Here is a 25,053-nt window from a genome sequence, read left to right as displayed (position 1 = left end):
TCCAACGATGGTTATTGATGAGAGGCATCGGGATACTCGATGGACACGCGCCTCCTCACCACCTTCCTGGCGGTCCTGCGCACCGGCGGGATGACCGCCGCCGCAGCGGAGCTCGGCTTCGTGCAGTCCACGGTCACCGCGCACGTCCAGGCGCTGGAGCGCATCGCCGGGACGCCGCTGCTCGACCGCCGTCCCGGCGGCGTCTCCCCGACCCTCGCCGGTTCGCTGCTCGCCGAGCGCGCCCGGAGCATCCTCGACCTCCAGGAGCGGATGCTCGCGGAGGTCACCGCCGCCGCAACCGAGCCGTCCGGCCAGGTGCGGCTCCAGGCGCCGGAGTCGGTGTGCGCGTACTGGCTCGCGCCCGTCCTGCCCGGGCTGCGGCAGGCGCTCCCGGACGTGAGCGTGTCGCTGTCCCCCGCCGACACGCGGACCGCGCTGACCGCGCTCGCCGACCGCCGCGCCGACCTGGCCCTCGTCCTCGAACCGTCGCCCGACCCGTCCGGCGTCGAGCTGGTCGATCTGGGCGTCCAGCCCCTGTCGCTCGTCGCGGCGCCGGCCGCGCCCCTCCCCCGGGACCGTCCGCTCACCCCGGCGGAGCTCGCCGAGGCCGGGGTGATCCTGCTGGAGGAAGGCTGCTCCTACAGCGACGAGATCGCCGCTGTCGCGGCAGCCGCCGACCCCACGGCGAACCCGCCCCGGTTCGGCGGCATCGAGACGGCGAAGCGCTGCGTCGCCGCCGGCCTCGGCGTGGCGCTGCTGCCCGCGGTCACGGTCGCCGGGGAGCTCGCCGCGGGCACGCTCACCGAACTGCGCCCGCCGGCCGGCCTGTCCCGGCAGCGCCTCTGGCTCGCCGAGCCGGCGTCCCGCTGGCGCTCCCCCGCCGTCGACGCCGTCCGCACCGCCCTGATCGAATCGATCGCCGACGGCACCGCGCGCTCGTAGTCCCGGCCCGGCGGGACGCGGCTCAGCGTCCGGTCTTCGCGCGCTCGTAGTGCCGGGCGGCCTTGGCCCGGTTGCCGCAGACGGCCATGGAGCACCAGCGCCGGGTGCCGTTCTTGGTCGTGTCGTGGAAGTGCAGCACGCAGTTGGGGTGCGCACAGGGCTTGACCCGGTCGGGGCTGTCGGCCATGAGGCGCAGGTAGTCGGCGGCGGCCAGCCAGGACGGCAGCCACGCGGGGTCGTCGGTGCGCGCATGGTTCTGCGGGCCGCCGAGCCCGAGCCTGAGGTGCAGCGCGCCGCGTTCCAGGACCCCGTTGAGCGCGTCGGCCGACTGCGCGGACGGCTCCTCGTCCACGAGCGCCAGAAGGATCTCGCGGGTCCGCACGGTGGCGTCGAGCGTCGCCCGGTCGGCCGTCGCGCGCTCGTCCAGGCCCGCCGAACGCAGCCAGACGGCCAGGCCGTCGGTCGAGTCGAGCAGGTCGTGGCGGACGCCGTCGTCGATCCACCGGGTGTTGAGCAGGTCCAGGAACAGCGGCTCCCCGACCAGCGGACGGGGGTCCGCCGCGTCCCGCTGCGGAGGTCGTTCTTCCGGCTGCACACCGCGATTCTACCCGGCTAACGCGCCTTAGCCGGTTGACGCGCTCTCTCTAACCACTTATCTTCAGATAGCCAGTTAAATCAACGCCGGGCAGGACGGCCCGGGATAGTGAGGTGTGGCATGGAGACGGTCGCCATCAAGGCCCTGCAGACGGGGCACGTGGGGCTGAACGTGACCGACCTGGACCGGTCGGTGCCCTTCTACCAGCGCGTCTTCGGGTTCGAGGTGCAGGCCGAGGGCAAGGAGGCCGACCGCCGCTGGGCCTTCCTCGGCCGCGACGGGCGGCTCGTGCTGACCCTGTGGCAGCAGAGCGACTCCGCCTTCGCGCCCCGCTCGGCGGGCCTGCACCACCTGTCGTTCCAGGTCGAGTCGATCGACGAGGTGAAGGCCGCCGAGCGGGTACTCCGCGAACTGGACGCCGAACTGGTCCACGACGGCGTCGTCCCGCACGGCGAGGGCGTCTCCTCCGGAGGGATCTTCTTCACCGACCCCGACGGGACCCGCCTGGAGATCTACGCGCCGACCGGCGCCGACACCGCCCCCGCACCCAGCGGAGCGGCCCCCACCTGCGGATTCTTCTAATCCCACCGGTCCATCGAAAGGAGGCCGCTGTGGCGGCCGACGTCTACCACCAAGGCGAACGAGCCGCCCAGCGGCGCGCCGGTCTGCTCGACCAGGGCGCGTTCTCCTCCCGCGCCGTCCGGGCCGAGATACCCGAGGTGGCGCGCAAGTTCCTGCTCGCGCAGCCGATGCTCGTACTCGGCGCCGCGGACGACGAGGGGCGGATGTGGGCCACCGTGCTCACCGGCCGGCCCGGCTTCCTGCGCGCCGAGGACGACCGCGCCCTTACGATCGACGCCCGCCCGGCGCCGGACGACCCGCTGCACGACCGGCTCACCGGGCCCGCCCAGGTCGGCATGCTGGCCATCGAACCGGGCCGCCACCGCCGGATGCGGATGAACGGCCGCGCCGCCCCCACCGGGAGCGGCCTGCGCGTGGATCTCGACCAGGTGTACTCCAACTGCCCCAAGTACATCCAGAAGCGGCAACCGGAATGGTCGGCGGCCACAGCGGCCCCGCCGAAGCACTCCAGCGCCCTCACACCCGACCAGCAAAAGTGGATCGCCGGCGCGGACACCTTCTTCATCGCCACCGCCGACCTCGACGGCGACGCCGACGCCTCCCACCGCGGCGGCGCCCCCGGATTCGTGGAGGTGGTGTCGCCGACCGTGCTGCGCTGGCCCGACTACGTCGGCAACGCCATGTTCAACACGCTGGGCAACCTGGAGGTCCAGCCCCGGGCCGGACTGCTCTTCTGCGACTGGAGCACCGGCGCCGTCCTCCACCTCACCGGCACCGCGCGCACCGACTGGGACCCCGCGCACGCCGCCGCCGTCCCGGGCGCCGAACGCCTCGTCGAGTTCACCGCCACCGAGGTCGTCGAGATCGCCGGAGCCGTGCCGCTGCGCTGGAGCGCCCCCGTCCCGTCCCGGTTCAACCCGCCCGTCACTTGAATCTCCCCTGAGGGGAGATGCCAGGGTGAGGCCATGGACGGCGAAGCGACCTACTCCATCGGTGACCTCGCCCGGACCACCGGGCTCACCGTGAAGGCCGTGCGCTTCTACACCGAACGCGGGATCGTCCCGGCGCGCAGGACCGCGTCGGGACACCGCCGCTACGGGGCGGACGCGGTGGCCCGGCTGGGCCTGGTGCGGACGCTGCGCGAGCTGGGGATCGACCTGGCCACCGTCCAGAAGATCGTCGACCGCGAGGTTTCGGCCGCCGAGGCGGCCGCCGCCCACGCCGAGGCCGTCGCCGTCCAGATGCGGACGCTGCGGCTGCGGCACGCGGTCCTGACCATCGCCGCCCGGCGCGGCAGCGACCCCGAGGAGATGGAACTGATGCACCGGTTGGCCCGACTGTCGTCGGCCGAACGCAAGGACCTCGTCGGCGACTTCCTCAACAGCTCGTTCGGCGCGCCCGAGACCGGCCCGATGCCCCGCGTCCTGCACCGGTCGCTGGCCCCCGAACTGCCCGAGGACCCGACCTCCGAGCAACTGGCGGCCTGGGTGGAACTGGCCGAACTCAGCCGCGACCCCGATTTCCGCACCCTCATGCGGGACCTGTTCAACGACCACAGCGCCGCAGCCGCCGGCCGCCCCAAGGGCCCACCACGCAAGCACGCCGTCGCCCGCGTCACCGAGACCGTCCGCCCCTTGCTGGCCGCAGGATTGGCCCCGGACTCCCCGGAGGCGGCCCAGGCCGTCAACGAAGTCGTAGCCGCCTACGCGGAATTCCAGAACCTCCCCGACACCCCGGCCCTGCGCGCCCGCCTGGCCGCCTATCTCACGGCCGCCAACGACCCCCGCCGCGAGCGCTACCTGACCCTCCTGTCGACCGTCAACGGCTGGGCCCCACCCGACCACCCCCGCCAAGAGATCGACTGGTTCCTCACCGCCCTCCCCACCCCCTGATCACCGCCGCCTACTCATCGACGGCCTTCGCATCGTCGGGGTCCGGGGTGTAGCCACAGCGCTCGGGACTGCATTCGGCCTCGTGGTCGCGGCCCCACAGGTAGGTGTCGCGCTCGGAGGCTCGGGCGAGGTGGACCAGCCTGAGCTGCCTCCTCCTCGGAAGGGTGGACGGGAGGGCGGCGAAGGTCTCGGGTTGCACGGCGACCATGCTGGTGACTTGTTCGCCATCGAGCATCCGCACGAATGCGGTGCAGTGCCACCAGCGGATCTCCCCGTCTCGGCCGTCGAAATTTCCGGGCCAGTAGTAGTTCGCCGGATCCGGCACCAGATAGTGGACGCCTTCGGGGTCCAGGTGCGCTCGGAGCAATGGTCCGCCGCCACCGAGGCCGAGCCGGAGCCGTCCGGCCTCCTCGAACACGGCGCAGACCGCATCGGTGTCGAGGGCCTTGAGGACGTGCGCTTCGGCAGGCAGCGGCTCGCGTCCGGCCGGAGCCCTGACCGGCCAGCGCCCCAGCAGGACGCCGGCCCGCTGCCGCAGCGTCATCGGCGACGGGCTCTTGCGATTAGCCGGCAGTGCCGGTGGCGGCGTCCAAGTCAGTCCGGCCTGCTCGATGTGGGCGAGCATCCACGCGCGTCCCTCCGGCCCCGTGGTGTGCCAGGTCCATCCCTGCGTGGGCCGTCGAGACCTTGGGGAATGGTCGAATATCGAGGGCGGCCGATCAGTTCTTCCCCGCGCCGATCGTACAGTTGCCCCTACACCGGGCAGGTTTGCGAATGCTCTGCCTGAGACGACATTTCCTCAGGTCGGACGCACCCCTTCCGTTCGGGCAGGAGAGCCGCGGAGTGCGGGGCGTCCGAATTGGTGCATGTTGGTCGTCCGGTTCCGGCGTTTGTGGCGGATGACCTGTTGTCGCCGGGTGGACGGGTCGATGATGGCGGCATGACGGGGCGCGTACTGGCCTGGGCCGGCGGCATCATCGCGGCCGCATCGGTGGCGGTGTTGATCTTGTACTTCGCGGTGAAGGGCTTCCACTGGGACGACACCATCGGGGTCATCGGCGCCGTGGTCGGCATCGTCGGCCTGGTAATGGCCGTGTACGGAGCCGTACGGGGCCACCGAACCCCCGACCCCGATCAGCAGCTGGACGGGCCGGGCGGGGAACGGTCAGTACGGATCGGCGATGACGGCACCAACACCGGCATCGTCTCCACCGGAGGCGGCGCGGCCAACACCCAGATCAGAGGTGAGGCATCCGGGCACGGCCGGGTGTATCAGGCCGGACGAGACCAGTACATCAAGGACCAGTGAGTAGCCCGCGGACCGATCCCGGCGACGCCCGAAAGGCTGCTGACATCCATATGGAGGCGACCGCTTCCGGAGACGGCAGGGTGTACCAGGCGGCCCGGGACCAGTACATCGATGAGCGGACCATTCAGGTGCGTCCGGCCTCCGAGGTGCCGGCTCCGCCAGGCCTGCTCAACCTGCCCGCCCACGCGGACCTGTTCGTCGGGCGGGAGAGCGAGCTGACCGATCTGGACGCCGCCCTGCGAGCCTCCGAGCAGGTCGTGGTGGCCGCGGTGTCAGGGCTGGGCGGGGTGGGCAAGTCCACGCTGGCCGCCCGCTACGCCCTCACCCACGCCCGGCCCGAAAGCAGCGACGAGGTCGGTAGGGGCGCACCCCCCGGGGCGATCAAGTTTCACCCGGTGTGGTGGATCACCGCCGATACCCAAGAGGCCGTGCAGGCCGGGCTGGCCGGTATGGCGACCGCGCTGCAGCCCGAACTCACCGAGGCGTTGCCGCTGGAGGCGCTGGCCGAGTGGGCGTTGACCTGGCTGGGCTGCCACTCCGGCTGGCTGCTGGTCCTGGACAACGTCACCGATCCGGCACACATCGTCCCGCTGCTGGAACGCACGAGGGCCGGACGGTTCCTGGTCACCAGTCGGCTCGGCCAGGGCTGGCACCGTCACAATGCCCGGGTCCTGCGGCTGGATGTGCTCACCCCCGATCAGGCGCTGGAACTGCTCACCCGCATCGCCACCACCAACGGCTGGGAGATCGATCCGGACGGCGCGGACGAGCTGGTGGCCGAGCTGGGATTCCTCCCGCTGGCGATCGAACAGGCCGGCGCGTTCATCAACCAGAACCAGTTGCCTCCGCGCGCCTACCTGGAGCTGTTGGCGGCCTCACCGGCGATGATGTACGACCTGCTCGCCGAAGGCGGCGACACCCGCACGATCGCGCGGATCTGGCGGATCACCGTGGACCGGCTCACCGCCGACACGCCACTGGCCGGTGACCTACTGCGCGTCCTGGCCTGGTACGCCCCCGAGGCCATCCCCCGCAGTCTGCTCGACGGCCTGACCCGACCGCATGAGGCCGAGAACGCCGACGCGACCGCAGGGGCCGGGGAGATCGTGGAGGCACCGCTGTTGCAGGCCGCACTCGGCAAGCTCGCCGCCTACAACATGATCACCCTCACGCCCGGCACCATCACCGTGCACCGGCTGGTCCAGGCTCTCGCCCGCACCCCCGACGACCGCCCCGGCGACCGGGACCCCCACCGCAGCCCAGAGGCGATCATCACCGCTCTGCACACCGCCACCCGATTGCTGGATCAGGCCCGCCCCGCCGACGTTGAAGACCCGAGCGGTTGGCCGCGTTGGCGACAGCTACTCCCCCACATCGACGCCCTGGCCGACCACGCACCTCTGGACACCGACTCCACCCGCACCAGCCTGCTGCTGGACCGGACCGCCACCTTCCTGCAGAACCAAGGAGTGCTCACCCGCGCGATCGCCTACTTCGAACGCGCCCTGACCACAGACCGCCGACTGCGCGGCGACGACCACTTCGAGACCTTGGCCTCCCGCAACAACCTCGCCTACGCCTACCGGGACGCGGGCGACCTGACCCGGGCGATCCCGCTGCACGAACAGACCCTCACCGACTACGAGCGGGTTCTGGGCCACGACCACCCTGACACCCTGACCGCTCGCAACAACCTTGCCAACGCCTACCAGGACATGGGCGACCTGGAACGTGCGATCCAACTGCACGAGCAGACCCTCGCCGACCGCGAGCGGGTCTTGGGCCACGACCACCCTGACTCCTTGAGCTCCCGCAACAACCTCGCCTACGCCTACCGGGACGCGGGCGACCTGACCCGGGCGATCCCGCTGCACGAACAGACCCTCGCCGACCGCGAGCGGGTCTTGGGCCACGACCACCCTGACACCCTGACCGCTCGCAACAACCTTGCCAGCGCCTACCAGGACGCGGGCGACCTGGAGCGCGCGATCCAACTGCACGTAGAGACTCTCGCCGACCGCGAGCGGATCCTGGGCGCCCACCACCCCGACACCCTGGCATCTCGCAACAACCTCGCCTACGCCTACCAGGACGCAGGAGACCTGGAACGCGCGATCCCGCCGTACCAGCAGACTCTGGCCGACTGCGAGCGGGTCCTGGGCACCGACCACCCCTACACCCTGAGCTCCCGCAATAACCTCGCCAACGCCTATCAGAAGGCGGGTCACCTGGGTCGGGCGATCCCGTTGTACGAGCAGACCCTGGCCGATCGCGAGCGGGTTCTAGGCCACGACCACCCTGACACCCTGACGGTTCGCAACAACCTTGCCAGCGCCTACCAGGACGCAGGAGATCTAGAGCGCGCGATCCAGATGTACGAGCAGACCCTGGCCGACTGCGAGCGGGTCCTGAGCAAAGACCACCCGATGACCGAGATCGTGCGCGCCAATCTCGAATCAGCGACACAACAGCAAGGTGGGCAGTGACGGGCGTCAATCCGTTCAGAACTCGTTTCCGACGCTCGCAAGGGCGGCCGAACTGGCTATGCGGGGATAGTCAACGAGTGTGGTCGTCCGTATTCGTGCATGTTGGTCGTCCGGTTCCGGCGTTTGTGGCGGATGACCTGTTGTCGCCGGGTGGACGGGTCGATTATGGGGGGCATGACAGGGCGCGTACTGGCCTGGGCCGGCGGCGTCATCGCGGCCGCATCGGTGGCCGCGTTGATCGTGTACTTCGCGGTGAAGGGCTTCCACTGGGACGACACCATCGGGGTCATCGGCGCCGTGGTCGGCATCGCCGGGCTGGTCATGGCCGTGTCCGGGGCCGTGCAAGCCCGCCGGACTTCCGGGAGGGACCGGTCAGCAGGCGATCGGTCGGTCCAGTTCGGCGACAACGCCACCAACACCGGCATCGTCTCCACCGGAGACGGCACGACCAACACCCAGATCAAGGGCACCGCCTCCGGGCACGGCCGCATCTACCAGGCCGGACGCGACCAGCACATCCACCGCGACCGGTAACGGCTTCAGAGCGATGGCCGGCGGAGCCGAACCCCAACCTGACCAACCCTCCTCGCATATGGAAGGCACCGCGTCGGGGCACGGCGTTGTGAACCAAGCCGGTCGGGACCAGAACTTCACCGAGCAGCGCATCGAGCGGCAGGTCGTGCTGTCGTACTCGGTACGACCCGCTGACGTGACCGCCCCGCCGGGCCTGACCAACGTTCCGTCGCATGCGCACTTGTTCGTCGGGCGCGGCACCGAACTGCAGAAGCTGGACGCGGCCTTGACCGACTCGGGTGAGGTGTTGGTGGCCGCGGTGCACGGCCTGGGCGGGGTGGGCAAGTCCACCCTGCCCGCTCGCTATGCCACCCGCCGCCGCGACCGGTTCTCCCCGGTGTGGTGGATCACCGCCGACACCGGCGAGGCCGTCCAGGCGGGACTGGCCGCACTCACCGTCGCACTGCAGCCCGAACTGAAGCAGGCACTGCCCCTGGAGGCCCTGGCCGAGTGGGCGCTGACCTGGCTGAGCAGCCATGACGGCTGGCTGCTCGTGCTGGACAACGTCAACGACCCCGAGCACATCGCCCCGGTGATGGCCCGCACGAGCAACGGGCGGGTCCTGGTCACCAGCCGGCTGGCCGAGAGCTGGCACCGGTTCGGCGCCCAAGTGCTGCGGCTGGACGTGCTCACCAGTGGGCAGGCGGTGGAACTGCTCACTCGCATCGCCGCCCACGACCGGCCCGGCGCGGATCTGGAGGGCGCTGCCGACCTGGCCGAAGAGCTGGGTCACCTGCCGCTGGCGATCGAGCAGGCCGCCGCCTACCTGCACCAGCACCGGCTCTCCCCGCGCGCCTACCTGAACCTGCTGGCCGACTCACCTGCGGTCATGTACGACCAGACCGCCCAGGGCGCCGACGCCGCACGCACCATCGCCCGGATCTGGCGCCTCACCCTCGACCAGCTCACCGACACCCCACTGGCCGGGGACATGCTTCGAGTCCTGGCCTGGTACGCCCCCGAGGCCATTCCCCGCACCCTTGTCGAAGGCATTCCCGCCGCCTTGAACGGCAGCCCGCCGGGATCGCGCCGGCGACGAGGGCTGCCGGCCTGGCTGCGGCGGCGCTCCTCGCCCCGCCTCACCCCTGGAGTGGACCTGACGGCGCTCCGGCACGCCCTGGGTGCGCTGGCCGCCTACAACATGATCGCTTTGGACGAGGGGGGCGCGGTCACCGTGCACCGGCTGGTGCAGGCCGTCGCGCGCGCCCCCGACCCGGCCGACCCACACCGTCAGCACGATGACATCGCCACCGCCCGCGACACCGCCGCCCGCGTCCTGGACGAGGTCCGCCCTTCCGACGTCGAAGACCCTGCCAGATGGCCGATGTGGCGGGCTCTGCTCCCCCACATCGACGCCCTGGCCGACCACGCACCGGCCGACACCGACACCGACATCACTCAGCACCTGCTGGACCGCACCGCCACCCTCCTGCAACGGCAAGGCTCCCTGATCCGCGCCATCGAGTACTTCCAACGCGCCCTGGCCACCAACCAGCGCCTTCACGGCGACCGTTCCCCGGCCGTCCTGACCTCCCTCGGGAACCTCGCCCGCGCCTACCAGGACGCAGGGGACCTGGAACGCGCGATCCCCATGTTCGAACGGATCCTCGCCGATCGCGAACGGGTATTGGGCAGCGACCACCCTGCGACTCTGACCTCCCGCAACAACCTCGCCATCGCCTACCGGGACGCGGGAGACCTCGAACGCGCCATCCCCATGCTCGAACGAACCCTCACCGACTCCGAGCAAGTGCGTGGCAGCGACCACGTCGAGACTCTCATCTCCCGAAACAACCTCGCCAGCACCTACCGGGACGCGGGAGACCTCGAACGCGCCACCCCCATGCTCGAACGAACCCTCACCGACTTCGAGCAGGCGCGCGGCAGCGACCACGTTGAGACCTTGCGGGCCCGCAACAACCTCGCCGTCGCCTACCGGGACGCGGGGGACCTCAAACGGGCGATCCCCATGTTCGAACAGATCCTCACCGATCGCGAACGGGTCCTGGGGGCTGACCACCCCAACACGCTGATCTCCCGCAACAACCTCGCCCGCGCCTACCGGGACGCGGGAGACCTCGAACGCGCGGTCCCCATCCTCGAACGAACCCTCACCGACTTCGAACGGGTACTGGGGCCTGACCACCCGAGCACCGATATCGTGCGCCGCAACCTCCATGCCGCAAGATCGCAGTGATCGACCTGTCATCGAGCACTGGAAGACGGTGCCTTTGCTCGGACGAAAGCCGGGTATGGCCGACGGCGGGATGCGGAGGCCGGTTCACGGAAGGTGGCGTGCTGGTGCTTGGGCGGGTTCGGGGTGCGGCGAAGGCTGGAGCGAGGGCTGCCCGGGCGGTGCGGGACTCCGGGGCGTTGCGGCCCGTCCGGCCTGATCGGGCGGTGCGGCTGCTGTTCCCCTACGCGCGGTTCGGCCCTGTTCCCGCGACGCTCGGAGCTGTGGCGGCGCTGCGGTTTCCAAACCGGACGGCCCTCATCGATGAACGCGGGGTGCTGTCGTATGCGGAGCTCGAACGGCGTGCTGCTTCGCTGGCCACGGCGCTGAGCAGGCGTGTGGGTGATGGGAAGGTCGGGGTTCTTTGCCGCAATCACCGGGGGTTTGTGGAGACGGTTCTTGCGGCGTCCCGGCTCGGGAATGACGTGGTGCTGCTCAACACCGATTTCTCCGGTACGCAGTTGGGGCAGGTCGTCGATCGGGAGGGGATCGAGCTGCTCGTCCATGACGAGGAGTTCGGGGCGGCCGTTGAGAAGTCGGGGTTCGGCGGGGAGCGGGTGGTCGCTTGGGGCGAGGAGGGGGACACGGTCGACGCGCTGATCGCGGAGACCTCGCCCGAGCCCTTCAAGCCTGAGCGGGCCAGCCGGGTGATCCTGATGACGTCCGGCACTACCGGGACGCCGAAGGGGGCGCGGCATGATCTGTCCGCGTCCTCGCTGCTGCCCGCGGCTCTGAGTCATCTGATGCGGGTGCCGGTTCGGTCGGGTGCGCCGATGGTCGTCGCGCCGCCGCTCTTCCACCTGCTCGGGTTCGCCTACACGACGGTCGGGCTCGGGATGGGGATGCCGCTCATCCTGTCGCGCCGCTTCGATCCGCGGCAGGTGCTGGAGACGATCGCGGACTGCCGGGCGGAGGCGCTCGTGGCGGTTCCGGTGATGCTCCAGCGGATCCTGGACGTGCCGGACCGCCCGCCGGCGCCGACGCTGCGGGCGGTCGTGTGCGGCGGGGCGGCGCTGCATCCGCATCTGTCCGAGGCGTTCATGGACGCGTTCGGCGACGTCCTCGTCAACGTGTACGGCGCGACCGAGACGGGGTGGGCGACGATCGCAACGCCCGAGGATCTGCGGGCCGCGCCCGGCACGGTGGGCAGACCGTCCTTCCGGCTCACGATCAAGGTGCTCGGGGAGGACGGGCGGGAGCTGCCCGCAGGCGAGACGGGGGAGGTCTACACCGGCGGCGGGCTGCGGTTCGCCGGCTACACCGGGGGCGGCGGCAAGCAGGTGCGGGACGGCCTGACCGGCACCGGCGACCTCGGGCACTTCGACGAGGCGGGACGGCTGTTCATCGACGGGCGGGCGGACGACATGATCGTCTCGGGTGGGGAGAACGTGTTCCCCGGCGAGGTCGAGAACCTGCTCGGCGGCCATCCGGACGTCGCGGAGGTGTCGGTGGCCGGGGTGGACGACGAGAGGTTCGGGCAGCGGCTCGCCGCGCACGTCGTCAGGGCCGAGGGGGCGGAGGTCACCGAGGACGACCTCAAGGAGTACGTGCGGGCGCACCTGGCCCGTTACAAGGTGCCGCGGGACATCCGGTTCGTCCGGGAACTCCCCCGGACCAGCACCGGCAAGGTGAAGCGGACGGCGCCCGACGGCTGATGAGGGATACGCCCGGGCCCAGGGCCGCGAGGTCCCGGGCGTGCCCCGTCCCGGGGGTCAGGCGGCTCCGGCGCGCTCCTTGGCGGCCATGCAGATGCGGGCGAGGTCGTTGAGGGCGTCGGCGCGGCGCTCGTCCAGCGTGCGGCGGTCGCCCGGCCCGGCCTCGGCGAGGGTGTCGATGACCAGGGAGAACACCGGCCATTCGGCGGGCCCGATGGCGCCCTGGAAGTCGACGCCGTCCTCGAGGTCGTCGAGGTCGAGGTTGCGGGCGAAGGTGGCGAGGGCGGCCTCGGCCGCGACCACGCCGATGCGCATCGCCAGCGCGGCAGGCTCGCGATCGAGGGAGCGCACGGTGCTAGAACCCATGTTCGACAACATAGACCACACGCGTCACACGCGTCGAACGTTTGCTCGAAAACGTTACCCGACGATGGCCTGCTGGAAGAGGTAGGAGTGCGTGAAGTGCAGGGCGCCGTCGACCATGCTCGGGCGCATGCCGGTGGCGGGTCCGCCCGCCAGCTCGTCCTCCAGCTCGCGCCTGATCTGCGCCGCGACGTCCGAGGGGGTCTTCGAGAACTCCAGCCACGGGTCCAGCGGACGGACGTAGTCGAACTGGTCGGCGCGCTTCACCTGCGCGCCCGCCGAGGTGACGAGGTCCGCGATCCGCGCCTCGGTCAGGGCCTCCCCGTGCGAGGGGTCGCGGAGGCGCTCGATGCGGTCCGGGTCGCCGTCCAGGCCCTCGGGGCGGACGAGGTCGACGATGATCAGCGCGGCGCCGGGGCGGCTGACCCGGGCCATCTCCTTCACCACGGCCCCGGGGTCGGCCACCTGGTGCAGCGAGAAGCGGGTGACGACGAGGGTGAACGACCGGTCGAGGTAGGGCAGGGCGGTGGCGTCGCCGTGCGCGAAGGTGACGTTGGTGAGGCCGGCGTGGTCGGCGTCGCGCTTGCCTTCGGCGAGCATCGCGGGCGTGAGGTCGAGCGCCGTCACGTGCCGGACGCGGCGGGCGATCGCGCGGGACACGATGCCCGTCCCTGCGGCGACCTCCAGCACGACGTCCTCAAGGTCGAGCTCGGGGTCCATGAACCGGACGAGCCGGTCCAGATGGCGGGTGAACGCCGTGTTCAGCCTGGGGTCGGCGAAACCGGCCGCCTGCTTGGAGAACTCCCGTACCACCTTCTCGTCATGGGTCACCGTCACGTCGCCTCCTCGACTGGTTGCCCGGATCATCCCCGAAACCACGCACGGTGAACAGAGGGGAGTGACGAAACCCTCAGGCGGCCGGGACGCCCTCCAGCAGCGCGGCGAGGCCCGCGGCGTCGAGCAGGTCGGCCGGACGGACGGTCACGTCGGCGGCGACGTAGTGGAACGCCGCGCTGACCTGCGCGACGTCCACTCCGGCGAGCTCGGCCCACGCCAGCCGGTACGCGGCGAGCTGCACGGCGGCGAACCGCGCCTCCTCCCCCGACGGCGGGGAGCCGGTCTTCCAGTCGACGACCTCGTATCCGCCGTCCCGGGTCCGGAACACGGCGTCCATCCGGCCCCGGACCAGCCGGTCGCCGATGATGGTCTCGAACGGCACCTCGATGTCGAGCGGCTCGCGCGCCGCCCACTGCGACCCCTCGAAGCGCTCGCGCAGCATCGCCAGGTGCGAGTCGTCGGCGGCGCCCTCGTCGGCGGCACCGGGCAGCTCGTCGGGGTCGAGGAGCCGCTGCTGCCCCCAGCGGCCCTCCAGCCAGGCGTGGAACGCGGTGCCGCGCCGCGCGTAGGGGGCGGGCGGGCGCGGCATGGGGCGGCGGATCTGCCGGGCGAGCGCCGCCGGGTCGCGCGCCAGCGACACCAGCGACGACACCGACAGGTGCGCGGGCAGCTCGACGAGCAGGCCGTCGCCGCCGCGCCCCCGGTCGCGCTCGGCGAGCAGCAGCTCGACGTCGCGCGCCCACGCCGTCATGCGGGCCCGGTCGGCGTCCGACAGCCCGGCGTCGCCGGCCCAGTGGCGGGTGCGCCCGGCCATCTCGTCCTCGACCATGCGGGCGCCCTCGACGACCGCCTCGTAGCGCGCCCGCGCCGACAGGTCGGACCGGCCGCGCTCGCCGGGCGCGATGGGCCACTGCGCCTCGTCGGGGTCGGCGAGCAGCGGGTTGGCGGCGCCCTCCTCCGGCGGGTCGGCCCAAACGGCGACGGACCCGGCCCCGGCGAGGCAGACCGCCCGCACCTCCTCCAGGAACGGCGACGGTCCGAGCGGGCGCCCCGAGGACCCCCACCAGTAGCCGGTGGTGATGAGCAGGCTGGACGCGCGCGTGACCGCGACGTAGGCGAGCCGCCGCTCCTCGCGCAGGTCGCGCTCGGAGCACGCCTGCTCGAACGCGGCGAGGTCGTCCTTCTCCAGCCCGGTCAGCGCGGGCAGGTCGGCGCGGTCGCCGCGCAGCATGAACGGCAGGACGCGCGGGTTCGCGGTCCAGCGGGTGGCGTTCTGCGGCGGCGACGGGAAGATCGACCCCTTGGCGGGGCCGCCGTTCTTCTGCGGCGTGTACGCCAGGCCGGGGACGACCACGACCGGCCATTCGAGGCCCTTGGAGGCGTGGACGGTGAGGAGCTTGACGCTGTCGGTCTCCCCGACCCGCCCGGCCTCCAGCCCGAACTCCTCGGTCTCGGCGGCCTTGAGGTAGGCGAGGAACGCGCCGAGCGTCGGGTCTTCGGCGTCGCCGGCGAACGTGGCGGCGGCGTCGATGAAGGCGTCGAGGTCGGCGCGGGCGGTGACCGGGTCGAGCCCGGACCGCGCGGCGACCTCGATGTCGAGGCCGAGCGCCCGCTCGACCTCGTTGACCAGGTCCGGCAGCGGCAGCCCGACCTGGCTCCGCAGGCCGCGCAGCTCGTCGCGGAGGCGCCGCAGCCGCCCGTACCCCTCGGGCGAGTACGCGTCGGGCGGGCCGAGGTCGTCGAGCGCGTCGACGAGGCTGCCGGTCTCCTGGTTCAACTCGCTGACGAGCTGCCGAAGCGGATCGTCCCCCGCGGGCCCCTCCCCGGCCCCCTCCCCGGCCCCCTCCCCGGCCCCCTCATTGGGCCCCTCCCCGGCTCCCTCTGCGGGTGCGGCGGGGGGCGGCTCGTCGTGCGCCGGGACGGGGCGGTCGTCCGGGCGGGTGATGTCGCGGGCCGCCTCCTGGGCCAGGGCGCGGGCACGGCGTCCCAGGGCGACGAGGTCGCGGGGGCCGAGGCGCCAGCGCGGGCCGGTGAGGAGGCGGGCGAGGGACGCGCCCGCGGTCGGGTCGTGCATGACGCGCAGCGTGGCGACGACGTCCTGCACCTCGGGGACGGTGAGGAGCCCGCCGAGCCCGACCACCTCGACCGGGATGCCGCGCGCCTCCAGGGCGCGCCTGATCAGCGGGAACTGCGACCGCTTCCGGGCCAGGACGGCGATGTCGGAGTACCGGAGCGGCTCGGTCTGGGGGCCGCCGTCGGGGGCGGTCTCGGGGTCGGCGGCCATGACCCCGGCGATGCGGTCGGCGATGCGGTCGGCTTCGTCCTCCACGGTGGGGAACAGGGCGCATTCGACGCGTCCGCGCCCTTCGCGCCCGGCGCCCGGGATGAGGCGGGGCACGGCCTTCGTCTCGGCGCGCAGCTCCTCCTGTACCTTGGCCGCCGCCTCCAGGATCTGCTCGCCGTTGCGGAACGACCGGCTGAGCTGGACGACCGGCGCGGCCACCGGGCGCCCGCCGGCGGCGGCCGCCGGCTGCGCGGGGAAGTCGTAGGCGAACCGCAGCAGGTTCCCGGCGCTCGCGCCGCGCCACCCGTAGATGGACTGGCAGGGGTCGCCGACGGCCGTCACCGGATGCCCGCCCGCGAACAGCGACTTCAGCAGGACGAGCTGCGCCTGGCTGGTGTCCTGGTACTCGTCGAGCAGAACGACCGAGAACCGGGACCGCTCGATCATCCCGACCTCGGGGTGCTTGTAGGCGATGCGCGCGGCGAGGGCCATCTGGTCGCCGTGGTCGATGACCTCGCGGTCGGCCTTGGCGCGCCCGTACGCCTCGATGAGCGGCATGAGCTGCTCGCGGACGGCGTGCTTGGCGAGGACGTCGCGCTGCGCCTTGAGCGGCTTCTTCACCACGGCGAGCCGCTCGTCGAGCCAGGCGCCGACCTTGCGGACGTCCTCGGCCGTGCGCAGGTGCTCCGCCAGGTCGCCGGACAATTCCATGACGGCCTTCGTCACGGTGTCGGGCTGCCAGTCGATCCGGTCCATGGGGCCGTGGTAGGCGTCGACCACCCGCGAGCAGATCTGCCAGGCGACGGCAGGCGAGATCAGCCGCATCGTGGGTTCGAGCGCCTCGCGCAGGGCGTGGTCGCCGAAGAGGCGCGCCGCGTACGAGTGGTACGTGGACACCATCGGCTCGCCGTCGAACAGGGCCTCGCCGCCCAGCCGCTCCAGCTCGTCGCCGGGCAGGACCTCGCGGAGCCTGTCGAGCCGCTTGCGCACGCGCACGCCGAGCTCGGCGGCGGCCTTGCGGGTGAAGGTGAGGCCGAGGACGCGCTCCGGCCGGACGAAGCCGTTCGCGACCAGCCACACCACGCGCGCGGCCATCGTCTCGCTCTTGCCCGACCCGGCGCCGGCGATCACCGCCATCGGCGCCATCGGCGCCTCGATCACCCGGGCCTGCTCCTCCGTCGGCGCCGGGATCTCCAGCAGCCGGGCCAGTTCTCCCGGCGTGATCACCTCGCTCCCCCCGAGCCAGTCAGTCGCTCACCTGCCCGCCCTCGTCATGGACGGGGCAGCAGGAGCGTACGGGACAGGTGCGACACTTGTCGTTCGCCCTGGCCTGGAAGACGTCGCCGGCCATCCCCGTCGCGACGATCTCGACGAGCTTCTTCGGCCACTCGGGGTCGGCGTCCTCGGCCGGCGGGGGCTGCTCCTGCTCGCGCGCCTTCGCCGTGAACGCGGCCTTGCCGACCTGGATCAGCTTCGCCCCGCCCGGCTCGATCAGCCCGTGCCGCTCGAACGCGCCGAGCATCACCGCGTACTGGTAGACGCCGAGCTGCGGGTGCCGGGCCAGTTCGTCCTTCGGGACGGCGGTGGAGGAGGTCTTGATGTCGATGATGACGGCGCGGCCCTGCTCGTCGCGCTCGGCGCGGTCGATGCGGCCCTTGATGACGACGCGGCCGAGGTCGACCTTGAACGACTCCTCCAGCGCGACGACCTCGTTGGGGTTGTCGCGGTGCCAGGCGAGGAACTTGTCGACCATCCGGGCGGCCTGCTCGCGCTGCTTCTCCGAGTACCAGGAGCTGCGGAACTCCAGGTCGTTCCAGACCTCGTCGAGCCGCCGCGCGACGTGCACCTCGTCGACGCCGTCGTCCGCGCCCGCCATCTCGGCGACGGCGTGGACGACCTTGCCCATGGTGCTGTACTCGTTGGGCCCGCCCTCCTGGGCGCCGACCGCGGAGGCGAGCAGCCAGCGCAGCCCGCACGTGGTGAACGCCTCGACCTGGGACGGCGAGATCGTGATGGGCTCGTCCTCGGCGAACGCGGGGCCGGAGTCCGACAGCGCGGTGATGGCGTACCAGTTCTCCGGTTTCGCGCCGCGCACGCCCGCGCGCGCCAGGCGGGCCAGGTGCCCGGCGGCGGCGCGCCGCAGCGGTTCGGGACGCGACGGGTCGGCGACGACGGACCGCAGGTCGGCCACGAGCGCCGACAGCGAGAGCCAGCGGGTCTTCTCGTCCAGCTGCGACTGCTCGATCGCGCCGGGGAGGAGCTCGTTCAGGAAGCGGGACGGCCGCTCCTCGGTGTCGTCGCCGCCGACGGCCGTGACCACGAGGCGCTTGCGAGCGCGCGTGACCGCCACGTAGAACAGGCGCCGCTCCTCGTCGAGCATCTTGGCGGCCATGGAGGCGCCGGCGGCGGCCTCGCCGTCCGGTTCGGCCCCCGCGGCGTGCTCGACCAGCTCCTCGACGCCGAGCAGCGACCCGCGCAGCCGCACGTCGGGCCAGACGCCCTCCTGGACGCCGGCGACGACGACGACGTCCCACTCCAGGCCCTTGGAGCGGTGCGCGGTGAGGATCCGGACCGCCTCCCCCTCCGGCGCCTGCTCTGCGAGCGTGTCACCGGCGATCTCCTGGGACGCGATGTTGTCGACGAACAGCTCGGGCCCCGCCTGGGGAAGCCGGTCGACGAACCGCGCGGCGTGGTCGAACAGCGCCACCACGGCGTCGAGGTCGCGGTCGGCCGCCGCCCCGCGCGTCCCGCCCTTGACGCTCTGCTCCAGCAGCACGTCGGCCTGGCCGCTCTCCTGCCACACCGCCCACAGGACGTCCTCGGCGGTGCCGCCGTCGTGCGCGCTGCGCCGCGCCGTCTCGATCAGGTTCGCGATCCGCTCGGCGGGCGCGCGGACCCGCTCATGGACGAGGACCAGTTCGCGGGGGTCGTTCACCGCCGCGACCAGAAGCTCGCCCAGCGGACGCTGCCCGCCCGACAGCTCCTCCAGGTCGCGCAGAGCGCGCTTGAGGCGGCGCATGGCGAGCGCGTCGGCGGCGCCCAGCGGACCGGTCAGGAGGTCCTCCGCCACGACCTCGTCCAGGAAGCCCTTCTTGAGCGCCGCCCTCAGCAGGACGAGGAACGGCCGGACGGCGGGCTCCCCCACCAGCGGCACTTCGTCGCCGGCGACGACCACCGGCACGCCGGCCTGGGCGAGCGCCCGCCGCAGCACGGGAACCTGCCGCACCGCGCTGCGCACCAGGACCGCCATACGCGACCACGGCACGCCGTCGAGCAGGTGGGCGCGCCGCAGCTCATCGGCGACCAGCGCGGACTCCTGGCTCTCGGAGTCGGCGATGACCGCGCGCACCTCGCCCTCGTCGAGCTCGTCCACGGGACGGAGCGCGCGGTGCTCGGCGGCGCCCGCCGACCCGGCGGGCAGCCGCCGCGCGATGCGCCGCGAGGCGGCGAGGATCTCGGGTCCCATCCGGCGGCACGTCCGCAGCGCCACCACGGGCGCCGGGTCGCCGTCCAGCGTGAGGAAGCGGTTCGGGAACTCCTGGATGCCGCGCACGTCGGCGCCTCGGAACCCGTAGATGGACTGGTCGGGGTCGCCCACCACGACCAGGTCGCGCCCGTCGCCCGCGAGGTGGTGCAGGAGGGCCTCCTGCGCAGGGTCGGTGTCCTGGTACTCGTCCACGAACACGGCGTCGTAGGCGTCCTGCTCCCGGATGCGCACCTCCTCGTCGGCGAGCATGCCCGCGGCCAGGTGGATCAGCTCGCCGTAGTCGTAGGTGGGGACGGGATCGAGCAGGAACCGGTCGACGTACCGCTCCATGAACCCGCCGATGGCGGCCCAGTCGTCGCGGCCCCGCATGCGCCCGAGGGCGGCGAGGTCCTCCGCGGCGTACTGCCGCTCGACCGCGCGCAGGGCGAAGTCACGCAGCTCCTCGGCGAACCCGCGCGTCGCCAGCGCGGCCCGCAGCCGCTCCGGCCAGTCGCGGGCGCCGTCCGCGAGCTCGCCCTCCAGCAGCCGCCGCACTTCGAGCAGCTGCTCGGGACCGGACAGCAGCCGGGGCGCCGGCTCCTCGTTCAGGACGGCGTCCCGCCGGATCAGCGCGTACGCGTAGCTGTGGAAGGTCAGCGCCAGGGGCGTTCGCGTCGTCCGGTGCAAGCGGCCGGTGATGCGCTCCCGCAACTCCCCCGCCGCCTTGCGGCTGAACGTCAGGACGAGCACCCGCTCGGGGTCGACTCCCCGGTTCTCGATGCGGTCGACGACCGCTTCCACGATCGTGGTGGTCTTCCCGGTACCCGGCCCCGCCAGCACCAGCATCGGCCCACCGGCATGCTCGACCACCCGCCGCTGCTGCTCGTCGAGCACAGGCGGGACGCTCCGCGCGGGACCCGCGCGGCGCACGAGACGGTAGGAAGCTGCCGGCACAACAGTTCATTGGAACAGATCACCGGGACGGTTCTGACCACAACGCACGCATGTCGCAGGAGATAAATGCAATAGAGCTAACCCGTCCACCGGGCTCGCTTCATGTCTACGCGGCGGCCGTCCGGGTGGAGGGGGGTGCCTTCGGCGCGGTAGTTCTCGTGGGCCTGGATCTCGTGGCCGCTCGGCGGGTTGCCGTCGGCGCGGATGACCCGCCACCAGGGGACGGCGCCGCCGTAGAGCGACATCACGCGTCCGACCTGGCGCGGCCCGCCGCGTCCGACCAGCTCGGCGACGTCGCCGTAGGACAGGACGCGGCCCGGCGGGATCCGTTCCACCGCGTCCAGCACCGCCTCGGCGTACTCGTCAGGTTCGGACCACACCCGCTCATTATCCGCTCAATCCGACGGGTCCCGCTCGCCGCGCAGGAGGACGGCGGCGCCCGCGAGGCCCAGCAGGGACAGCGCGCAGATCAGCAGGTACGTGAGGACGAGCCCGCCCGAGCGGTGCACGACCTGGACGGGGCGGGCGGGCCCCGCCGCGAACCGCTTCCCGGCCGGCAGGCCCGCGCCGCCCGTCCGCGCGCCCGCCAGCGTGTCGGACGCGGCGAGCGCGGCGGCGGCGTCGACCCGCCCGAAGCCGACGCCCCGGTCGTAGCCGCGTGCCGGGCGGTCGCCGGTGCCCGCCACGATGGCCTGCGTGACCAGCGCGGGGGCGAGGCCGCGGTGGCGGGACCTGATGAGCGCGGCGACGCCGGAGACGAACGCGGTCGCCGGGCTCGTGCCGTCCCCGACCCAGTACCGCCCGTCCGGGCCCGCGCCGATGATCTGGACGCCGGGCGCCGACACCACGACGCCGGAGTTGCGGTTGGAGAACCCGGCGTGCCGGCCCTGCGCGTCCACGGCTGCGACGGAGATCACGCCGGGGAACGACGCCGGGTAGAAGTACCTGGCGGATCCCCCGGGTCCGCGGGCGCCGCGCGGCGGGGCGGACCCGTCTCCCACTCCGCGCGGGTCGCCCTCGGCTCCGCTGTTGCCCGCCGCCGCGACCACCACGACGTTCCGGCCGATCGCGTAGGCGACGGCGTCGCGCTCGCGGGGCGTGGGATAGGAGCGGCCGAGCGACAGGTTGATCACGTCGGCGCCGTGGTCGACCGCGTACCGGATGCCCTGGGCGATCGTCCCCGTGTAGCGCTGCCCGCCGGTGAACCGCGCGAAGCCCGGCTCGTCGCGTTCCAGGATCACCCGCAGGGACAGCAGCCGCGCCTCGGGCGCGACGCCGACGACCCCCTCCGACCCGCCGGGTCCGTGCCCGTGCCCGGCGATGATCGACGCCATGTTGGTGCCGTGCAGCCGCTTCGGCGCGACGCCGTCCGGGTTCGCGCCGCGCGTGTAGTCGGGCCCGGCGGTGACGGAGCCGGCGAGGTCGGCCTGGCCGGGGTCCACGCCCGAGTCGAGGACGGCGACCGTCACGCCGCCGCCCTTCGTCATCGTCCAGGCGCGCGGCACGTTCAGCGATGCGAGGACGGGCATGACCGCGTCCCGCACCGCGTCGGCGGGAAGGGCGCGCTGCGGGAGCGCCGCGGCGGCGCGGGCCGGTGCCGCCGCGGGGGCGAGGACGAGGGCCAGCGCGGCCGTCCCGGCGGCGACGCGGCTCAGCACCGCCACTCCCGGCCGCCGCAGCGGACCGTCGCGGGCGCGGTCAGCGGCCGAAGGACGCCCTGGACGAGCTGCGGCGCCAGTTCGGCCGCGTCGGCCAGGGAGCCGCGCAGCGCGGGGCGCCCGTCGGCGTACCCCGCCGTCGCCGCGACCACGTAGGGGCCTGCCTGCGCGGCGGTGGACGCCTGCCGCGCGGAGTCCCCGAAGCGGGCGGCCACCGAGCCCGCGAACGGCAGCGCGCGCAGCCCCGGGCCGGCGGCGTGGGACGGGAACCAGGCGACGGCCTCCCGCGCCGTCCGCTCGTCCGGGAACACGACCACGCCGACCGTGACCGCGAGTCCCTGCGCCTGGTCGAGGTAGGTGGCGCGGAGCGCGGCGCGGCAGCCGCGCGACGTGAGGCTGTTGGCGAACGCGTCGTCCACGGCCGTCTCGCAGCGGGTGTCGGGACCGATCCCCACCCGGCGGGCCGTCTCGGTGGAGGCCTGGCCGAGCCGGTAGCGAAGGCCCGCGGGGAAGATCCGCCCGGCGGGCCAGGCCCGGTAGCGGCCGGACAGCTCCGCCGCCGCGGCCGCCGCGCGCTCGGCCGGCGTCGGGGCGCGGGTCAGCTCGGCGGCCAGCCGCACGCCGGCGACGGCGAGGACGGTCGCGCAGACCGGCGCGGCCACCAGGGCGGCCGTCCGGCGGGAGACCCGCCGTCCGCCGCCCGGCTCCGGTTCCGGATCGCTGTCCGGGACGGAGATCTGGGCGCGCCACACGCAGCGGAGCGTAGCCGAAGCCGGGTCAGGACGGGGCGGCAGGAGGCCGTCCCGAAGGCGGCCCGGCCTGAGGGGGCACGCCGCGAGGAGGGGGCATGCGAGGGGCCGCGCTGCGGGGAGGCGCACCAGGAGCGGGGCCGCCGCGGTGGGGGCCGTCGGGGGCGGGGCCGCCCGCCGGCCTGGGGTGCCGCCGCCGGAACGTGATCGCGAGCGCGCCCGCCCCGGCCGTCCCGCCGATCCCGAGCAGCACGATCACGATGATCAGCGGGCGGACCCAGAACGGCCGTTCGATGACCTCCACCGGGCCGGGGTCCTTCTCCCCGAACCGCTGCCCGGCGGGCTTGGCCCGCGCCGGGCCCGGCTGCGCCGAGGCCAGCGAGTCCGCCGCCGACAGGGCGCGGGCGGCGTGCACCTCCCCGAACCCGATCTCCGGGTCGTACTTGCCCGGCGGGCCGTGCCGGGTGCTCTGGATCAGCGCCTGCGAGACCAGCGCGGGCGCCATCCGGGGATGCTTGGCGCGGATCAGCGCGGCGATCCCGGACACGACCGCGCTGGCGTCGCTGGTGCCGGCGCTGGTGAAGTACCGGCCGCCCGGCCCCGCGACGGGCAGGCCCGCGCCCGGCGCCGACAGCAGCACCGAGTAGTTGCGGTTGGAGAACGGCGCGCGGACGTGGCCGGGCTGCGTCGCCGCGACCGCGATCACGCCGGGGTAGGACGCCGGGTAGGAGTACGGCGCGAACCCGTCGCCGTCCAGCAGCCGGTCCTCGTCGCCGTCGTTGCCGACGGCCGAGACCACCACGACGCCCTTGCCGACCGCGTAGCCGACCGCCTCGCGCTCGGCGGGCTGCTCCTCGCGGCTGCCGAGCGACAGGTTGATGACGTCGGCGCCGTGGTCGGCGGCGTAGCGGATGCCGCGCGCGACCGCCGCGTCGGAACTGCCCGAGGTCCGGAAGCGGGCGTAGCTGGCGTCCTCCGGCTCGCCGATCGCCCGGACGGCGAGGATGCGCGCCTGCGGGGCCATCCCGATGACCCCGGAGCCGCCGCCGGGGCCGTGCCCGTGCCCGGCGATCAGCGACGCCATGCCGGTGCCGTGCAGCCGCGCCGGCGTCGTCCCGGCGTCGATCCGGGCGAGCATGTTGGGGCCGACGGTGACCTTGCCGCGCAGGTCCGGCTGGGCGGGGTCGACGCCGGAGTCCACGACCCCGACCGTCACCCCGGCGCCCTTGGTGACCTTCCAGGCGGCCTTCATGCCGAGGAGGTCGAGGATCGGGCGCTGCCGGTCGCGGACCACGTCCGCGTGCGCGTGGACGGGCATCAGCCAGCCCGCCGCCAGTGCCGCCGCGGCCGCGGCCGCGGCCGTGCCGCGCCGCCGCGCCCGGGTCAGCATTGCCACTCGGGCTGGTCGCAGTCGGGCAGCGCCTTGGCCGACAGCGTCCGCGCGATCGCGTGTCCGATCTGCGGGGCGAGCGCGAACGGCTCGCCCGGCCGCTCCTTCTTGATCACGGAGGCGGGGCGGCCGTCGGCCTGCCCGGATGTCGTCAGCACGACGTACGGGCCGCCGCGGTCGATCGTCCGGTCCTGCCGGGCGTCGTCGGTGAAGCGGGCGGACGCCGTCCCGGGGAACGCGGCGGCGCGCAGGGCGGGGCGCACGGAGCCCGAGCCGTCCGGGCCCTGCGAGCCGGGCAGCTCCTTGTAGGCCCGGTCGGCCTTCCACGGGTCGGGGAACGCCACCACGCCGACGGTGACGACGACGCCCTGCAGCTGGTCGACGTAGGTCGCGCGCAGGACGGCCCGGCAGCCGTGCCTGCCGATCGTCGTCGCGATCTCCTCGTCCACGCCCTCGACGCAGCCGGTGTCCGGGACGATCCCCGTCCGCGACGCGTACTCGGTGTGGTTGCCCGTCGGCCGGTAGCTGATCCGGTCGGGGAAGACGCGCCGCGCGGGCCACGCCTCCCAGCGGCGCGCGACCTCCTTGTTGGCGGCGATCTGCAGCTCGGCGTTCGTGGGCTCGCGCCTGAGGGTCGTCCAAGCGCCGAAGAACGAGATCGCCGTGGTGAGGAGGTAGCAGCAGCCGACCACCAGCGCCATGAGGCTCCACTGCCGACCGGTCAGGCCCAGCACCGTGGGCGGGCCGCCCATCCCCGGCGGCAGCGGCGGGCCGGGCGGGCGCGAAGGCCCTGCGTAGGGGGTCGCGGGCGCGCCGGGCGGGCCGGGGCGGCGGAGGCCGCCGGGCATGCCGGGCTGGTGCGGGGACCGCGGCGGGGGCGGTTGCTGGGAGGGAGGCAGGAATGCCACAACAGTCAAGATTAACTGCGCTTCACGACATTCCGCCTGTCATCCGGCGAAGGCCGCGCTCCGTCCGGGGCCGGAAACGGACGGAGCCCCTTTCCGCAGGGGCTCCGTCACCGTGTTCCGCGTCACGCGCTTCCGCTCCGGGCGGCGGAGGTCCGCCGCCCAACCCGGCGGGTCGGG

Annotated in this window: 20 protein-coding genes; 9 read left to right on the top strand and 11 right to left on the bottom strand. The window is 73.2% G+C overall.

Annotation, left to right across the window (positions count from 1 at the left end):
* Window positions 1-39: 39 nt before the first annotated feature.
* The gene (locus tag K4S16_RS35875; protein ID WP_149263516.1) at window positions 40-942 is read left to right on the top strand and encodes a LysR family transcriptional regulator; all 903 of its coding nucleotides are present in this window, start codon (window positions 40-42) and stop codon (window positions 940-942) included.
* A 22-nt stretch (window positions 943-964) separates the two neighbouring features.
* Here the strand turns inward: K4S16_RS35875 and K4S16_RS35870 are convergent, their stop codons facing one another.
* Window positions 965-1,537, bottom strand: a complete 573-nt coding sequence (locus K4S16_RS35870; RefSeq protein WP_149263515.1) for a CGNR zinc finger domain-containing protein — start codon at window positions 1,535-1,537, stop codon at window positions 965-967.
* A gap of 120 nt (window positions 1,538-1,657) precedes the next feature.
* Between K4S16_RS35870 and K4S16_RS35865 the strand changes: the two genes are divergently transcribed.
* Genes K4S16_RS35865 through K4S16_RS35855 form a run of 3 tightly spaced genes read left to right on the top strand, consistent with a single transcriptional unit; the run spans window position 1,658 to window position 4,011 of the window.
* Window positions 1,658-2,119: a VOC family protein gene (locus K4S16_RS35865; RefSeq protein WP_149263514.1), complete on the top strand. Its 462-nt coding sequence runs from the start codon at window positions 1,658-1,660 to the stop codon at window positions 2,117-2,119.
* Between the two features lie 29 nt (window positions 2,120-2,148).
* The gene (locus K4S16_RS35860) at window positions 2,149-3,051 is read left to right on the top strand and encodes a pyridoxamine 5'-phosphate oxidase family protein (RefSeq protein ID WP_149263513.1); all 903 of its coding nucleotides are present in this window, start codon (window positions 2,149-2,151) and stop codon (window positions 3,049-3,051) included.
* A gap of 33 nt (window positions 3,052-3,084) precedes the next feature.
* The gene (locus tag K4S16_RS35855) at window positions 3,085-4,011 is read left to right on the top strand and encodes a MerR family transcriptional regulator (RefSeq protein ID WP_149263512.1); all 927 of its coding nucleotides are present in this window, start codon (window positions 3,085-3,087) and stop codon (window positions 4,009-4,011) included.
* A 10-nt stretch (window positions 4,012-4,021) separates the two neighbouring features.
* Here the strand turns inward: K4S16_RS35855 and K4S16_RS35850 are convergent, their stop codons facing one another.
* The gene (locus K4S16_RS35850) at window positions 4,022-4,636 is read right to left on the bottom strand and encodes a hypothetical protein (RefSeq protein ID WP_149263511.1); all 615 of its coding nucleotides are present in this window, start codon (window positions 4,634-4,636) and stop codon (window positions 4,022-4,024) included.
* Between the two features lie 315 nt (window positions 4,637-4,951).
* On the opposite strand from K4S16_RS35850, the gene K4S16_RS35845 reads away from it, so the two are divergent.
* The 5 genes from K4S16_RS35845 (at window position 4,952) to K4S16_RS35825 (ending at window position 12,267) form a co-directional block, all read left to right on the top strand.
* On the top strand, window positions 4,952-5,320 hold the full coding sequence (locus K4S16_RS35845) for a hypothetical protein (protein ID WP_149263510.1): 369 nt from the start codon (window positions 4,952-4,954) through the stop codon (window positions 5,318-5,320).
* Between the two features lie 50 nt (window positions 5,321-5,370).
* Window positions 5,371-7,806, top strand: a complete 2,436-nt coding sequence (locus tag K4S16_RS35840; RefSeq protein WP_149263509.1) for a tetratricopeptide repeat protein — start codon at window positions 5,371-5,373, stop codon at window positions 7,804-7,806.
* 174 nt (window positions 7,807-7,980) lie between these two features.
* On the top strand, window positions 7,981-8,340 hold the full coding sequence (locus tag K4S16_RS35835) for a hypothetical protein (protein ID WP_149263508.1): 360 nt from the start codon (window positions 7,981-7,983) through the stop codon (window positions 8,338-8,340).
* Window positions 8,341-8,428: 88 nt separating this feature from the next.
* Entirely contained in the window at window positions 8,429-10,576 is a 2,148-nt protein-coding gene (locus K4S16_RS35830) for a tetratricopeptide repeat protein (protein WP_160161149.1), read from the top strand.
* 98 nt (window positions 10,577-10,674) lie between these two features.
* A complete protein-coding gene (locus K4S16_RS35825) occupies window positions 10,675-12,267 on the top strand; it encodes an AMP-binding protein (RefSeq protein WP_308800944.1) in 1,593 nt (530 codons plus the stop codon).
* Between the two features lie 57 nt (window positions 12,268-12,324).
* On the opposite strand, the gene K4S16_RS35820 is transcribed toward K4S16_RS35825, so the two are convergent.
* The 9 genes from K4S16_RS35820 to K4S16_RS35780 form a co-directional block, all read right to left on the bottom strand.
* Window positions 12,325-12,633, bottom strand: coding sequence for a hypothetical protein (locus K4S16_RS35820; RefSeq protein ID WP_149263505.1), 309 nt, complete (start codon window positions 12,631-12,633; stop codon window positions 12,325-12,327).
* A 54-nt stretch (window positions 12,634-12,687) separates the two neighbouring features.
* The gene (locus K4S16_RS35815; RefSeq protein ID WP_149263504.1) at window positions 12,688-13,467 is read right to left on the bottom strand and encodes a class I SAM-dependent methyltransferase; all 780 of its coding nucleotides are present in this window, start codon (window positions 13,465-13,467) and stop codon (window positions 12,688-12,690) included.
* A 73-nt stretch (window positions 13,468-13,540) separates the two neighbouring features.
* Window positions 13,541-16,978, bottom strand: coding sequence for an ATP-dependent DNA helicase (locus K4S16_RS35810; RefSeq protein WP_149263503.1), 3,438 nt, complete (start codon window positions 16,976-16,978; stop codon window positions 13,541-13,543).
* 19 nt (window positions 16,979-16,997) lie between these two features.
* The gene (locus K4S16_RS35805; protein ID WP_200842307.1) at window positions 16,998-20,111 is read right to left on the bottom strand and encodes an ATP-dependent DNA helicase; all 3,114 of its coding nucleotides are present in this window, start codon (window positions 20,109-20,111) and stop codon (window positions 16,998-17,000) included.
* Between the two features lie 137 nt (window positions 20,112-20,248).
* The gene (locus K4S16_RS35800) at window positions 20,249-20,551 is read right to left on the bottom strand and encodes an MGMT family protein (RefSeq protein WP_149263501.1); all 303 of its coding nucleotides are present in this window, start codon (window positions 20,549-20,551) and stop codon (window positions 20,249-20,251) included.
* Between the two features lie 15 nt (window positions 20,552-20,566).
* Complete coding sequence (locus K4S16_RS35795; protein ID WP_149263500.1) at window positions 20,567-21,829, bottom strand: S8 family serine peptidase; 1,263 nt, start codon at window positions 21,827-21,829, stop codon at window positions 20,567-20,569.
* Window positions 21,823-22,581 carry a hypothetical protein gene (locus K4S16_RS35790; protein ID WP_149263499.1) on the bottom strand — a complete coding sequence of 253 codons (759 nt, stop codon included), beginning with the start codon at window positions 22,579-22,581 and terminating at the stop codon, window positions 21,823-21,825. Before K4S16_RS35790 ends, K4S16_RS35795 begins: the two co-directional genes overlap by 7 nt.
* Before the next feature lie 25 nt (window positions 22,582-22,606).
* Window positions 22,607-23,968, bottom strand: a complete 1,362-nt coding sequence (locus K4S16_RS35785) for a S8 family serine peptidase (protein ID WP_149263565.1) — start codon at window positions 23,966-23,968, stop codon at window positions 22,607-22,609.
* Window positions 23,962-24,876: a hypothetical protein gene (locus tag K4S16_RS35780; RefSeq protein WP_149263498.1), complete on the bottom strand. Its 915-nt coding sequence runs from the start codon at window positions 24,874-24,876 to the stop codon at window positions 23,962-23,964. The genes K4S16_RS35785 and K4S16_RS35780 overlap by 7 nt, the downstream gene beginning before the upstream one ends.
* Window positions 24,877-25,053 lie beyond the last annotated feature (177 nt).

It is taken from the genome of Actinomadura sp. K4S16 (assembly GCF_008327685.1).
Taxonomy (GTDB): domain Bacteria; phylum Actinomycetota; class Actinomycetes; order Streptosporangiales; family Streptosporangiaceae; genus Spirillospora.
The sequence above is the reverse complement of the archived record's forward strand: the minus strand, read 5'-3'. Positions and strand labels throughout refer to the sequence as shown.